15 protein-coding genes are annotated in these 13,528 nt (G+C 71.2%); 8 read left to right on the top strand and 7 right to left on the bottom strand.

All coding sequences use genetic code 11. From position 1 onward, the window contains the following. Positions 1-5 precede the first annotated feature (5 nt). Positions 6-1,118, top strand: a complete 1,113-nt coding sequence (locus ACZ3TS_RS00380) for a cation diffusion facilitator family transporter (RefSeq protein WP_467611828.1) — start codon at positions 6-8, stop codon at positions 1,116-1,118. A 77-nt stretch (positions 1,119-1,195) separates the two neighbouring features. Here the strand turns inward: ACZ3TS_RS00380 and ACZ3TS_RS00375 are convergent, their stop codons facing one another. Together ACZ3TS_RS00375 and ACZ3TS_RS00370 are read right to left on the bottom strand one after the other, a co-directional pair. Then, a complete protein-coding gene (locus tag ACZ3TS_RS00375; protein ID WP_467611825.1) occupies positions 1,196-1,750 on the bottom strand; it encodes a YbaK/EbsC family protein in 555 nt (184 codons plus the stop codon). Between the two features lie 43 nt (positions 1,751-1,793). Then, complete coding sequence (locus tag ACZ3TS_RS00370) at positions 1,794-2,366, bottom strand: helix-turn-helix domain-containing protein (protein ID WP_467611822.1); 573 nt, start codon at positions 2,364-2,366, stop codon at positions 1,794-1,796. A 93-nt stretch (positions 2,367-2,459) separates the two neighbouring features. Here ACZ3TS_RS00370 and ACZ3TS_RS00365 point away from each other — a divergent pair, with 93 nt between their 5' ends. After that, on the top strand, positions 2,460-3,317 hold the full coding sequence (locus tag ACZ3TS_RS00365) for an EamA family transporter (RefSeq protein WP_467611819.1): 858 nt from the start codon (positions 2,460-2,462) through the stop codon (positions 3,315-3,317). A gap of 1 nt (position 3,318) precedes the next feature. Here ACZ3TS_RS00365 and ACZ3TS_RS00360 read toward each other — a convergent pair whose 3' ends face one another. Further along, positions 3,319-4,083 carry an acyltransferase gene (locus tag ACZ3TS_RS00360; protein ID WP_467611816.1) on the bottom strand — a complete coding sequence of 255 codons (765 nt, stop codon included), beginning with the start codon at positions 4,081-4,083 and terminating at the stop codon, positions 3,319-3,321. 105 nt (positions 4,084-4,188) lie between these two features. On the opposite strand from ACZ3TS_RS00360, the gene ACZ3TS_RS00355 reads away from it, so the two are divergent. Further along, a complete protein-coding gene (locus tag ACZ3TS_RS00355; protein ID WP_467611813.1) occupies positions 4,189-4,722 on the top strand; it encodes a gamma carbonic anhydrase family protein in 534 nt (177 codons plus the stop codon). A gap of 3 nt (positions 4,723-4,725) precedes the next feature. On the opposite strand, the gene ACZ3TS_RS00350 is transcribed toward ACZ3TS_RS00355, so the two are convergent. After that, on the bottom strand, positions 4,726-5,376 hold the full coding sequence (locus tag ACZ3TS_RS00350) for a DedA family protein (RefSeq protein ID WP_467611810.1): 651 nt from the start codon (positions 5,374-5,376) through the stop codon (positions 4,726-4,728). Positions 5,377-6,082: 706 nt separating this feature from the next. On the opposite strand from ACZ3TS_RS00350, the gene ACZ3TS_RS00345 reads away from it, so the two are divergent. Beyond that, positions 6,083-6,490, top strand: a complete 408-nt coding sequence (locus ACZ3TS_RS00345; protein ID WP_467611807.1) for a DUF485 domain-containing protein — start codon at positions 6,083-6,085, stop codon at positions 6,488-6,490. Further along, entirely contained in the window at positions 6,484-8,085 is a 1,602-nt protein-coding gene (locus tag ACZ3TS_RS00340) for a solute symporter family protein (RefSeq protein ID WP_467611804.1), read from the top strand. The genes ACZ3TS_RS00345 and ACZ3TS_RS00340 overlap by 7 nt, the downstream gene beginning before the upstream one ends. Positions 8,086-8,296: 211 nt before the next feature. Here the strand turns inward: ACZ3TS_RS00340 and ACZ3TS_RS00335 are convergent, their stop codons facing one another. Further along, on the bottom strand, positions 8,297-8,734 hold the full coding sequence (locus tag ACZ3TS_RS00335) for a DUF4442 domain-containing protein (RefSeq protein ID WP_467611801.1): 438 nt from the start codon (positions 8,732-8,734) through the stop codon (positions 8,297-8,299). Between ACZ3TS_RS00335 and ACZ3TS_RS00330 the strand changes: the two genes are divergently transcribed. Further along, positions 8,615-9,076, top strand: coding sequence for a DUF8017 domain-containing protein (locus tag ACZ3TS_RS00330; RefSeq protein ID WP_467611798.1), 462 nt, complete (start codon positions 8,615-8,617; stop codon positions 9,074-9,076). The genes ACZ3TS_RS00335 and ACZ3TS_RS00330 overlap by 120 nt on opposite strands. Positions 9,077-9,152: 76 nt before the next feature. Next, positions 9,153-10,151, top strand: a complete 999-nt coding sequence (locus tag ACZ3TS_RS00325; RefSeq protein WP_467611795.1) for a DUF8017 domain-containing protein — start codon at positions 9,153-9,155, stop codon at positions 10,149-10,151. A 56-nt stretch (positions 10,152-10,207) separates the two neighbouring features. Here ACZ3TS_RS00325 and ACZ3TS_RS00320 read toward each other — a convergent pair whose 3' ends face one another. Continuing rightward, complete coding sequence (locus ACZ3TS_RS00320; protein WP_467611792.1) at positions 10,208-11,053, bottom strand: spermidine synthase; 846 nt, start codon at positions 11,051-11,053, stop codon at positions 10,208-10,210. 112 nt (positions 11,054-11,165) lie between these two features. Continuing rightward, on the bottom strand, positions 11,166-12,356 hold the full coding sequence (gene tuf / locus ACZ3TS_RS00315; RefSeq protein WP_467611788.1) for an elongation factor Tu: 1,191 nt from the start codon (positions 12,354-12,356) through the stop codon (positions 11,166-11,168). 386 nt (positions 12,357-12,742) lie between these two features. Between tuf and ACZ3TS_RS00310 the strand changes: the two genes are divergently transcribed. Continuing rightward, positions 12,743-13,528 (top strand): TVP38/TMEM64 family protein, encoded by a 786-nt coding sequence (locus tag ACZ3TS_RS00310; protein ID WP_467611785.1) that lies wholly within the window; start codon positions 12,743-12,745, stop codon positions 13,526-13,528.

Raw genomic sequence — 13,528 nt, 5'->3', positions numbered from 1 at the left:
TTTCAATGGGACAGGAGCATGCGGGACACGAACACGGTGGGGCACACGTGCACGGTCATGGCCACGACCCCGCGCGCCCGCACCACCATCACGGCCACGACCACCCTCATCCGCACCGCCACGGTCCCGGCCCCCTCGCCCGCCTCCGCCACCTCCTCACGCCCCACTCCCACGAGACCGCCGACAAGCTCGACCCCGCGCTGGAGTCCTCCGCGCGTGGCATGCGCGCGCTGTGGGTCTCGCTGGCCGTGCTCGGCGGGACGGCGCTGGCGCAGGCGGCCGTGGTCGTGGTCTCCGGGTCGGTCGCGTTGCTCAGCGACACCGTGCACAACGCCGCCGACGCCTTGACCGCCGTGCCGCTCGGCGTCGCCTTCCTCCTGGGCCGGCGTGCGGCCACGCGCCGTTTCACCTACGGATACGGCCGTGCGGAGGACCTCGCCGGAATCGTGATCGTGCTGACCATCGCGGCCTCGGCCGCATTCGCCGCCTGGGCGGCGGTCGAACGGCTGCTGAACCCGCGTCCCGTGCAGCACATCCCCGCCGTCGCCGTCGCGGCCGTCATCGGTTTCGCGGGCAACGAGTGGGTGGCCCGTCACCGCATCCGGGTGGGCCGCGCGATCGGTTCGGCCGCGCTGGTCGCCGACGGACTGCACGCGCGCACGGACGGATTCACCTCGCTCGCGGTGCTCGTCGGCGCGGGCGGCGCGGCGCTCGGCCTGCAGCTCGCCGACCCGCTCGTGGGGCTGGCCATCACGGCCGCGATCGTCCTGGTGCTGCGGGACGCGGCGCGCGAGGTGTTCCGGCGGGTGCTGGACGCCGTGGATCCGGCGCTGGTGGACCGGGCCGAGCAGGCGCTCCGCGCGGTGCCGGGCGTGCGCGAGGTGGGTGAACTGCGGCTGCGCTGGATCGGGCACCGTCTTCGCGCCGAGGTGGCGGTCGTCGTCGACGGCGAGGTCAGCGTGCGCCAGGCGCACGACATCGCGGTCGCGGCGGAACACGCCCTGCTGCACGCGGTCCCGAAGCTCACCGCGGCCCTGGTCCATGCCGACCCGGCCCCCGCACCGGGCGCATCGGACCCACATCGCGCGCTGGCCCACCACGCCCGCACCGTGGCCTGACACACCAGCTCCCGATGCGACAGGTCCACGCCTGCCGCACGGGCCGTCACATCAGGGGGCCCGACCCGGCACGGCCGTCAGACCCCCAGCCCCTCCAGCACCACCGCGTTCGTCAGCTCCGCGAACGCCTTCCCCGGCACCAGCAGCTTGCCCCGGCGACGGCCACTGCCGACCAGCACGTACGGCAGGTCGACGACCGCCGGGTCCACCAACACCGGCCAGGCGCCGGGCAGTCCGATCGGTGTGATGCCGCCGTACTCCATGCCGGTCTCCCCCGTCGCCACCTCCATCGACGCGAACGACGCCTTGCGGGCGCCGAGTTGACGACGGACCACGCCGTTCACGTCGGCCCGGGTGGCGGAGAGGACCACACAGGCGGCCAGCGTCGTCTCGCCACCCCGCTTGCCCGCGACCACCACGCAGTTGGCGGACCGGTCGAGCAGCTCCTTGCCGTAGTGCTCCAGGAAGACCGAGGTGTCGGCCCACTCGGGATTCGTGTCGACGTAGACGATCTGGTCGGCGGGCACGCTGCCGCTCCAGTGGCGTACGGCGTCCGCGACCGGGCGGGTCAGCTCCTCGAGGCAGTCGGGGGCGGGCCTGGCGTTGTCGAAGTCTCCGATGGGTGCGCGCATGGCCGCACGTTAACAGGCGTATGCCTGCCGCCGGACCCGCGTCTCAGCGCACGGGCGGCACCGAGATCGCCATCACCATCTCCATCGGCACATCTCCGTCGTTGCCGTATGTGTGCGGGGTGTTGGCCTCGAAGGAGGCGCTGGCACCGGTGGGCACGCGGTACTCGACGCCGTCGACGGTGAGCGTCAGCTCCCCGGCGGTGACGTGGACGAGTTCCACCGTTCCTGCGGGATGCGGATCGGAGGCGCTGCGGTCCCCCGGCATCAGCCGCCAGTCCCACATCTCCAGCGGGCCGGGCGCCTCGGTACCCGCGAGGAGCCGGTTGTAGCTGCCCGCATCGGTATGCCAGAGGCGTACAGCCTGCTCGGCGGGGACGATGCGGACCTTGGGGCCCTGCTCGTAGTCGAGCAGCGTGCTGATGCTGACGCCGAGCGCGTCGCCGATCTTGACCACCGTCCCGATGCTCGGGTTGGTGCGGGCCTGCTCGATCTGGATGAGCATGCCGCGGCTGACTCCGGCACGGGCGGCGAGCGCGTCCAGCGTGAAGCCCCGCTCGGTGCGCCAGCGCTTGACGTTGCGCGCCAGGGACTGGGTCAGCAGGTCGAGGTCCGACACATTCCGTCCAATATTGTGTATGACAGAGTTTAAGAAAATGAACTATGGTGTGGTGCACCTGATTGTTCACTGAACTGTACTGCGAGGCGGTCCATGACAGCATTCTTCGCCCTGTCCACCAGCCTCCTGTGGGGACTGGCCGACTTCGGTGGCGGGCTGCTGACCCGACGGATGCCCGCACTGACGGTGGTCGTCGTCTCACAGGGCATCGCCGCGGTGGTGCTCGGCGCGCTCGTGGTCGCCACCGGCGGCTGGAGCGAGGCGGGACCGCGCCTGTGGTTCGCGCTCGCCGCGGGGCTGATAGGGCCGATCGCCCTGCTCTCCTTCTACCAGGCGCTCGCCCTGGGCCCGATGGGCGTGGTCTCTCCGCTCGCCACCCTCAGCGTGGCGGTCCCCGTCGGCGTCGGGATCTTCCTCGGCGAGCGTCCGGGGCTGCTGCAGGCCGCGGGGATCGCCGTCGCCGTCTTCGGGGTCGTGCTCGCGGGCGGGCCCCAGCTCAAGGCCGCGCCGGTCCAGCGGCGGGCGATCCTGCTCACGCTGGTCGCGGCGCTCGGCTTCGGCACCGTCTTCGCCCTGGTCGCCGAGGCGTCCACCACGGTCACCGGGCTCTTCCTGGCGCTCTTCGTGCAACGCGTGACCAACGTCGTCGCGGGCGGCGCCGCCCTGTACGTCTCCGTGCGGCGGGGTGCCACGGCGCTCCCGGGCGAGGGCTTCCCCTGGCGTTCCCTGCCCACGCTCGGCTTCGTCGGACTCGCCGACGTGGCCGCCAACGGCACCTACGCGATCGCCGCGCAGCACGGCCCGGTCACGGTGGCCGCCGTGCTCGCCTCCCTCTACCCGGTGGTCACGGCGCTCGCCGCGCGCGGCTTCCTCAGCGAGCGGCTGCGCGCCATACAGGCTGCGGGCGCGGGCCTCGCCCTGGTGGGTACGGTACTGCTCGCCACGGGCTGAGTCAGGATTCGGCGTCCAGCTGCGCGAGCCGGGCGACGTCCTCCTCGTCCAGCTCCGACAGCGCCAGCAGCTGCTCCGGCGTGACCCCGTCCGGTATCGGCACCGGCGCCGGCGTTCTGAGCGGCGGCTGCCAGCCGGCATCGGGCGTCCAGCGCCGCACCACCCGTGCCGGGGCCCCGGCCACCACCGAGTGGTCCGGCACCTCTCCCCGTACGACCGCCCCGGCCGCGACCACCACGTTCCGCCCGATCCGCGCGCCCGGCAGGATCACTGCGCCCGTCCCGATCCAGCACCCCGGGCCGATCTCCACCGGTTCCATCCGCGGCCACTGCCTGCCGATGGGTTCGTGCGGATCGTCGTACGAGTGGTTCGTCGACGTCACATAGACGTACGGCCCGAAGTAGCAGTCGCTGCCGATGGAGACCGTGGTGTCGGCGATGACGTGGCTGCCACGGCCCAGGACGACGCCGTCACCGACGCGCAGGATCGGGTCGGGTCCGAGATCGAGGTCGGGCATCAGCCCGGCGGTCAGCGTGACCTGCTCGCCGATGATGCAGTGCGCGCCGAGATGGATCCAGGGTTCGCCGAAGACCGTGCCGAGCGGGAAGGCGAGCCTGGTACCCGTTCCCATCGCTCCGAAGCGGAAGTGTCCGGGGTGCTCCGCGGTCACGGACCCTGTGCGCTGCACCCAGGCCCAGCCCGCATGGACGGCTCGCTGGGCGAGGCCGCGACGCCACGATGAGAACGTGTTCCTGTTTCTGGGCACCCGCACACCGTACTCAGCGCGGGGTGCGCCCATGAGCCGGCACGGCTGTGATCTTCGCCCCACCGATGGCGTACGGTGCCGGTGTAACGACCACGAGGAGAGGCAATGACGCACAAGGCGCTGATCGCGGGGATCGGCGACAGGGATCCCGAGGTGGACGAGGAAGCGTTCGTCGCTCCCACGTCCGTGGTGATCGGGGACGTGACGCTGCACGCGGGCGCCAGCGTCTGGTACGGCGCGGTACTGCGCGGCGACGTCGAGCGGATCACCATCGGCGCGAGCAGCAACGTGCAGGACAACTGCACCCTGCATGCCGACCCGGGCTTCCCGGTGACTGTCGGCGAGCGCGTCTCCATCGGGCACAACGCCGTGGTCCACGGCGCCACCGTCGAGGACGACTGCCTGGTCGGCATGGGCGCCACGGTCCTCAACGGAGCGGTGATCGGCGCGGGTTCCCTGGTCGCCGCTCAAGCGCTGGTGCCGCAGGGCATGCGGGTGCCCCCGGGTTCACTGGTGGCGGGCGTGCCCGCGAAGGTCAAGCGGGAGCTGACCGCCGAGGAGCGCGAGGTCGTCACGCTGAACGGCACGATGTACGCGGATCTGGCGCGGGCGCATTGCGAGGTGCACGAGAAGCCCTGAGGCTCACTCGGCGGCCGGGACCGTTTCCGGTTCGACCGCCTCCCTCTCCGCTGTCGCCTTCTTCGCCTTCCGCTTGAGGATCAGCATCGAGGCAAGGCCGATCACCACCGCCGCCACCAGACCCAGCCACGAGAACTTCTTCAGCCAGGACTCGGCGACCACGCCGACGTAGTAGATGACCGCGGTGGTGCCGCCCGCCCAGATCACGCCGCCCAGGAAGTTGGCGATCAGGAACTTCCAGTACGGCATCCGCAGCACACCGGCGAGCGGGCCGGCGAAGATCCGCAGCAGAGCGACGAAGCGGCCGAAGAAGACGGCCCACATGCCCCACTTCTCGAAGGAACGCTCGGCGGTCGCGACATGGCCCTCGCTGAAGTGCCTGGGGAACTTCCTCCCGAGCCAGGCCAGCAGCGGCCGTCCGCCCTTGCGCCCGATCGCGTAGCCGATGGAGTCGCCGATCACGGCGCCGAGACTCGCGCAGGCGCCCAGGACCACCGGGTTGATGCCGCCGTGCTGGGAGGACAGCAGCGCGGCCGACACCAGGACGATCTCGCCCGGCAGCGGGATGCCGAGGCTCTCCAGGCCGATGACCAGGGCCACCACCGCGTAGACGGCGGCCGCGGGTACCGTGTCGAGCCATTCCTGGACGTGCACAGCCGGTGCCTCCCCGATTCGCGTCCGCGTCTTCCTGGGGGCGCGCCCGCTCGGGCGGACCCCCGGGAAGCCTACCTGCTCAGCCGACCACGGAGGCGTCCGCGCGGTCGGCGCACTCGCGCGAGTGGACCGCACCGCGTCCGGCCGGAAGGCCGTCGAGCCGCGAACCCCGACCCATGACCCGCGGGTACCGCGCGGGCGTGAGCGGATCGCCGTTCAGTCGAAGCGCGAGAACGCGCACACGCGCCCTCGCCCCGTTCGCGCCGCTGAGCACCGATCCGCCCCGCCGCTCCCACCGCCGCACGGACCCCCTGGGCCCGCTCCCATACGACCCGGAGGAAACAGGTGCGGCGTGCATTCAAGCCACTCGAAAAGCGGAAACGATCCTGTTCACATATCGCCTCCCCGCGGGCGGTTGATAGTTGAATGGCCGCGCTGCAATACTCCGCATCCGACCCCGTTGCCACCCCTCAGACAGGGCCGCCCCGGCCTTCCGGAAATCCCGACGCCGGGGGCATCACGAATCCCCCACAAAGCCCGCACACAAAGCCCGCACACAAAGCCCGGCTTCGGCACCCGGAAGTTCTCGATGAGCCATTCCACGGGAGAACCTGACCACGGGCTCATCTCTCTGACCTGCTCCGAAGCCGACCCCGGGGACCGGCGCCGCCGGGAGCGCGGCACAAGGCAGCAAAGAAGGTGCGTCATGAACGGATTTCCACCGCAGCACGCCGACTGGCACTCCTCCGCCGCCGCAGCCGATTACACGAGACCTCGGTCCATACACGGACATCCCGAATTCCAGTCGATGCGCGGCGCCTTCCGTTCCTTCGGGGCTACCGCGGTGACACTCGTGGTGGGCGGATTTCTGCTGTACGTGCTGCTGTCGAGTTTCGCTTCCGGCGTCATGAACCGCCCCCTGGCCGGCCACCTCACCCTCGGCCTCGCACTCGGGCTCGCCCAGTTCGCCGTCATGGCCCTGGCGGTATGGCGCCACACGGTGCACATGCGCCGGCGCATCGACCCGGTGGCACGCGGGCTCCGTGCCGAGCTGGACCGCATGGGACCGGGCAGGTCCCGCGCCCCGCAGGAGAGGCGGCCGCGCGCATGGTGACGATCTCGGCAAGCGTCGCGGACCGGTTCAGCCTGCAGTTGACCTTCCTCCTCTTCCTGTCCGTTGTCGTGGTCACGCTGTTCACGGCGCTGCTCACGGCCCCTCAGCGCGACGAGATCAGCGAGTTCTACCTCGGCAACCGCAACATGTCCCCGCTGCGCAACGGTCTGGCGATGTGCGGCGACTACGTGTCGGCCGCAACCCTGCTGGGCAGTACCGGCCTCGTCGCCCTCACGGGCTACGACGGCCTGCTCTACCTGGGCGGGACGACGGTCGCCTGGATGACGGTGCTGCTCGTGATCGCCGAACCCCTGCACAACACGGGCAGGTTCACCCTCGGAGACACCCTGGTACTGCGTCTGCCCCGCCTCCAACGGCCGGTGCGCCTCGCCCTCGCCGTCTGCACCCTGGTCATCTGCACCCTCTACCTCGTGGCGCAACTCATCGGGAGCGTCGCCCTGCTGACCCAGTTCGTCGGCGAGCCCAGCCAGGCCACCCGCACCCTGTGCGTCGTCGTCATCGGCACCATCGTCGTGGTCTACGCCGCGCTCGGCGGCATGCCCGGGGCAACCTTCATCCAGGTCGTCAAGGCCGTGATGCTGGTGTCCGGCGTGGCGATCACGGCGGTCGTCGTGCTGACCCACTTCCACTGGAACGCCAACGCGCTGCTGTCGGCCGCGGAGCACAACAGCGGCGTCGGGCGGCGCTTCCTGGAGTCCGGACTGCGCTACGGGGCCGGCACCACGAGCAAGCTCGACTTCTTCAGTCTGGAACTGGCCATCGTGCTCGGACTGGCCGCACTCCCCCACGTGGTGATGCGGCTGCTCGCCCCTCGCACCAACCGTGTGCTGCGCACCTCCGTCGTCTGGGCCATGGGCCTCGTCGGCTTCGTCTGCCTGGCCGCGGGCATCCTCGGCCTGGGCGCGACCGCGATCGTGGGCCGGCAGGCCATCACGAAGATCGACCCCAAGGGCGACGCCGCCGTTCTGCTGCTCGCCCAGTCCGTCGGCGGCGGCGTGCTCACCGCACTGATCTCCTGCCTGGCCTTCGTGACGCTGCTCGCGGTCGCGGCCGGCCTCACCCTGGCCGCAGCGTCCTCGCTCGCCCATGACCTGTACGGGGAGGTCATCCGCAAGGGCCGGGCAACACAGGCCGAGGAACTGGGCGTGGCACGGCTGGCCGCGGCGGTCATCGGCGTCCTGGGCATGCTGCTCGCCCTGCTGCCGTGGGAGATCAGCACGGCGAGCCTGGCGTTCCTCGCCTTCGCCATCGCCGCGTCCGCCATCCTGCCGGCCCTCGTCTACAGCCTGTTCTGGCGCCGCTTCACCGCGCACGGTGCGCTGCTCAGCCTGTACGGCGGTCTGGTCTGCTCCGTGCTCCTCGTGGTCTTCTCCCCCGTGGTCTCCGGCACGCCCACCTCGGTCTACCCGGACACCGACTTCGCCTGGTTCCCGTTGCAGAACCCCGGGCTCGTCTCGATCCCCGTCGGCTTTCTCCTGGGCTGGCTGGGCAGCGTGCGGAGGCCCGACGAAGACACAGCCGCCGCGTACGAGGAGTTCGAGGTCCGCTCGCTGGTGGGAGCGGGCCGACGCTGACGCCGTGGCCGTACCGGCCGGTGCCTCGGTGCCTCGGTGCCGACCATGGCGATCGGCCGGAATGTCCGCGCACGGGGGCGAGGTGCGGGCCGGCGAGCGGAGCGAGGTGCGACGCACCCTCACTGCCGTCCAACGCGACGGCGGCCCGCCGAAGGGCCCCTGTCCGGGACGTCTCCCGGGCCGGGGCCCTTCGGCGTTCGGCACGGTGTCGTCAGCCGTTGGGGCGCAGGGTCCACACGACCGTCATCTCTCCGGTGATGGCGCCGTCCCCGCGCCGGATGGCGATGGAGACGGGGAACTCGGGTCGTCGGCCGGCGTCCAGTTCGGCGACGACCTCGGCCGCGGGGCGGCCGAGCGTGGCGGTCGCGGTGACCGGGCCCATCGCGAGCTTCCTGTAGGCGATCTCGGCGCTGACGGCGAGCGGCACGGCCCGCGACAGCTGCTCCCCGAACGCGGCCAGCACGATCGCACCGCTCGCCGACTCGCCAAGCGTGAACATCGCGCCGGCGTGCGGCCCGCCGACGTGGTTGTGGAAGTCGCCCTGGTCCGGCAGGGCCACCACGGCCTTCTCCGGCGTGGTCTCCAGGAACTCCAGGTTCAGGGTCCTGGCCATCGGCACCGTGGCGGCGAGCATCTCGCCGATCGACATCTGGTCTGCGCTCATACCGAGAGGTTACCCACGGGTAGCCACCTCTGGCCAGGCTCCGGAGCCGATCGTCAGGGCAAAGGTGAAGTCGGGTGCGTGGAGCCGTTCACGGCCGATTCCGGCATCAAGGGCAGTGTGGGCAGCGCCCGGTCCGCAGGTGTGGAGAAATCGAAAAAGTGCGCAACGGACGGCCAGGCGTGGACCTTTGCCTTCAGGAACGCCCGAGGGGATCCCGGCTCCCGGTCGGTCTTCGGCGCCCAGGACCTATCCGACGAGGTACCGGACGCGACCGTACTGAAGATCGCCGGGGCCCTACGGCTCTCCAAGGGCACATCGGGGTCCTGAACTCCGGGCTTCCGGTACGGGTCTGACGATGGGCAGTGACCGAAACGTGTCACAGACAGCACTAGGGTTGCTGCGCATGTGGCCAGGACAGCAGCCGCCCGGGGGCGAGCAGAACCCGCAGAACCAGAACCCCTACCAGCAGCCGGGGTACCAGCAGCCGAACCCGTACCAGCAGCCGGGCTATCAGCAGCCGAATCCCTACCAGCAACCCGGCCGGCCACAGTGGGGGGCGCCCTCGCCCGTGGGGGCGCCGCAGCCGCCGAGCGGCGGGGGCGGCGGGAACCGCACGAGGGCAGTCGCGATCGGTGCGGCCACGGCCGTGGTCGTGGCGGCCGGTGTCACCGGGTTCCTGGTCCTGGGCGGCAACAAGGACGACGACTCCGGCGGAGGCAAGGCCAAGGCGTCGGCGAGTTCCGGGCAGAGCGCGACGGCCTCGGCGTCCGCGTCCGACAACCCGCGAAGCACGGAGACCGAGAAGCCGACCGTCGCCGGCTGGAAAGTCGTCGTCAACCCCAAGTGGGGCATAGCCTTCGACGTGCCGGCTGACTGGGAGGTGAGGCCCCCGACCACCGGCCTCGCCTTCGAGGACGAGAAGACCGGCAAGCCGATCGCCTACATGTCGGGCACAGCCGAGTACAAGTCGAAGTGGTGCACGTCCGACGACGACAAGGACGGCAGGACCGAGGACACGTCGCTGGGCGCTACGGGCACCAAAGGTGCGGGCGGCGCCAAGAACACCGACGAGGTCGCCGTCAACACGGTGGCCTGGTGGGTGTACGGCGGCTACACGCAGCCGGACAAGAAGAGCGTCAGCTTCGACAAGAAGGCCCAGCCCTACACGACCAGCGCAGGGGTCAAGGGAAGCATCGCCTGGGCCCAGTCGACGAACACGCCCGCGAAGGGCAAGTGCGCGAGCGATGGCAAGGCACTCACGTTCGGCTTCAAGAACTCCGCCGGTGACTTCGTGTCCTGGAACTTCTTCGGCGCCAAGGGCGTTCAGGAGGAGGTCCCCAAGGCGACCATCATGAAGATCCTCAGCACGGTTCGGCTGCACGGCGATCCGACGGCGTCCTGAAACCGCGCACGGGGTGCCACGGCGACCGTGGCACCCCCGCGGGCCGGGGACTGCGATCAGCCGATGGTGAAGGCTCCGTCGGGCGGTTCGGGTGACGGGACCGCGTTCTCGTCGTGCACGGGCTCGGCGTCGCCCATGAAGTCCCGCAGCGCGGCGCCGTGTTCGACGCGGGCCGGGAACGCGTCCGCGGCGGTGCGGCGGGCGAGGGGGGCCACATCGAGCGGCTGGTGGGCGGCGATGAGTACGGCGTTGCCGAAGCGGCGACCGCGTAGCACGCTCGGCTCGGCGACGAGCGCGAGTTCCTCGAACACCTCGGCGAACGTGGCGAGTTGGGATCGGAGGAAGGTGAAGGGCGCCGCATCGGCGAGATTCGCCAGGTAGACGCCGTCCGTGCGGAGCACCCGCTCGGCGGCGCGTGCGTACGCCACCGTCGTGAGGTGGGCGGGAACGCGGGAGCCGCCGAAGACATCCGCGATCACGACGTCGGCCATGGCCGGCGGTGCGGCCTCCAGCCAGGCACGGGCGTCGGCCGTGTGCAGCGCGATATCCGCCTCGTCGGGCAACGGCAGGTGCTCCACGACGAGGGACAGCAGGCCCCGGTCGGCCTCGACCACGTCCTGCCGTGAGCCCGGCCGGGTGGCGGCGACATAGCGCGGCAGGGTGAGCGCGCCCCCGCCGAGGTGCAGCACCTCAAGGGGCCGCCCCGGCTCCGTCACCGTGTCGAGCACATGGCCGAGCCGTCGCGCGTACTCGAACTCCAGATGCGTCGGCGCGTCCAGGTCGACGTACGACTGCGGCGCCCCGTCGACCGTCAGCAGCCAGGCCCGATCACGGTCGACGTCGGGCATCAGCTTGGCGTTCCCGTGATCCACGGCACGGGTCACGGGTATCGGCTCGGTCACCACTCCATTGTGCCGGTAGGGATGGACGCCGGACGCCTAAGCGCCCCTCAAGGGGCGTGGGGAACTGCGGCCCAGGACGGCCCGCAGTTCCCCACCCGGAGCAACCGGCTCCTCATCCCACGGCTGTCACCGTGCCCGCGCCGACCGTCCGGCCGCCCTCGCGGATCGCGAAGCCGAGGCCGGGCTCCAGCGGGACCTCGCGGCCCAGCTCCACCGTCATGGTGACCGTGTCACCGGGCCGGGCGACGGCCGTCTCTCCTAGGTCGACGTCGCCGACCACGTCCGCGGTGCGGATGTAGAACTGCGGCCGGTACCCCGTCGACACCGGGGTCGTACGGCCGCCCTCCCGCGTCGACAGGACGTACACCCGCGCGGAGAAGCGGCGGCTCGGCACGACGCTGCCGGGCGCCGCGACGATGTGCCCGCGGCGCACCGCGTCGCGCGGCACTCCGCGCAGCAGCAGCGCCACGTTGTCACCGGCCTGCGCCTCCTCCATGGGCTTGCCGAAGGTCTCGAGACCGGTGACCACCGTCTCCAGACCGGCGCCGAGCACCTCGACCCGGTCGCCCACGCGGACCGTGCCGCGCTCGACGGCGCCCGTGACGACCGTGCCGCGGCCCGTGATGGTGAGCACGTTCTCCACCGGCAGCAGGAACGGCGCGTCCACGTACCGCTCGGGCATGGGCACGTAGGTGTCCACCGCGTCGAGCAGCGCGTCGATCGCCGCGGTCCAACGGGGGTCGCCCTCCAGGGCCCTGAGTCCGGAGACGCGTACCACCGGTACGGAGTCGCCGGGATAGCCCTGCGCGGTGAGCAGGTCGCGGACCTCCAGCTCGACGAGGTCGATGAGCTCGGCGTCCTCGCCGTCGTCGACGGCGTCGGCCTTGTTCAGGGCGACGACGATGTGGTCGACGCCCACCTGCCGGGCGAGCAGCACGTGTTCGGCGGTCTGCGGCATGATCCCGTCGAGCGCGGAGACGACGAGGATCGCCCCGTCGAGCTGTGCGGCCCCGGTGACCATGTTCTTGACGTAGTCGGCGTGGCCCGGCATGTCCACATGCGCGTAGTGCCGGGTGTCGGTCTCGTACTCGACGTGCGCGATGTTGATGGTGATGCCACGCTCCGCCTCCTCCGGGGCCCGGTCGATCCGGTCGAACGGTACGTAACGAGTGCTGCTGCCGGTGCCGCGGTCGGCGAGGACCTTGGTGATGGCGGCGGTCAGCGTGGTCTTGCCGTGGTCGACGTGCCCCATGGTGCCGATGTTCAGGTGCGGTTTGGTGCGCACGTACGCCGTCTTGGGCATGGCTGTACCTCAAAGCCTCTTCGGTGGTGCGAGGTGATGGCCCCGGCGTCGGGAGACCGGCCGGGACGGGGACCCCAAGGACTTGCCGACCCTCCCCCTGCGGGGTCCGCCGGACGATCCGGGAAGGGTCAGCTTCGGGCGCCGTCGACTGCGGCCACGAGGATCGGGACGGCAGCCTTCGGGGCATCCGCGGCGGCGGATGCTGCGAGGACGAAGGCGTACCGGAACATGCCGTAGATCTTCGTCCACTCACCCGCCCACGTCGAATGGTTTTCGCGCGGGGCGAGTTCGGCGGGACGAAAGCGGGATGAAGACTTCCCGAACCTGTGACGCCGGTGAGACGAACCATACGGCGATCACAGACATCGGTCGGTTACTGTCGCCGAATGCTCGATGCCACCACCCGCTCTGGCGGCACCGCCACGGCCTCTCCCCGGGCCGACACGGAGTTCACCGCCGCTCCGGCGGCGGCCGTCGTCGTACCGCTCGATCCGCTCGGTTTCACCGCCCGCTGCACGCGAGTACTGCTCTCGCCCTGGTCGCGCCTGTCCCTGCTCCTTGCGCTGCTCGCCGCGGCCGTGTCCTGCGTGCTGCTGTTCGAGCCGCAGAAGCTGCTGACGCACGGCTGGCCGCCGCAGCTCGGGGGTGCCGCGGCGGCCGTCGTCTTCGCGGTGGCGTACGGGCTGTGCACGGTCGCGTTCGTGCCGCGCCCGCTGCTCAATCTGGCGGCGGGCGCGCTGTTCGGCTCGCAGCTGGGCACGGGCACCGCTCTCGGGGGCACGGTGCTCGGAGCCGGGATCGCCTTCGGTCTCGGCCGGGCGCTCGGGCAGGACGCGCTGCGCCCGCTGCTGCGCGGCCGCTGGCTGAAGGCCGCGGACGGGCAGCTCAGCCGGCACGGCTTCCGCTCGATGATGGCGGCCCGGCTGTTCCCGGGATTGCCGTTCTGGGGGGTCAACTACTGCGCGGCCGTCTCCCGGATGCGCTGGGCGCCCTTCCTGCTCGCGACGGCGCTCGGGTCCATCCCGAACACCGCCGCCTACGTCGTCGCCGGGGCGCGCGCCTCCACGCCGACCTCGCCGGTCTTCCTGATCGCGGTGGGCTCGATCGCGGTGCCGACGCTGGTCGGTGCGGTCGTGGCCTGGCGCAAGCGCCACCACCTGCGCGCCCGCTGA

It is taken from the genome of Streptomyces sp. NPDC022910 (assembly GCF_055561075.1).
Note: the sequence above shows the minus strand (reverse complement) of the source record. Positions and strands in the feature narration are given on the sequence as shown.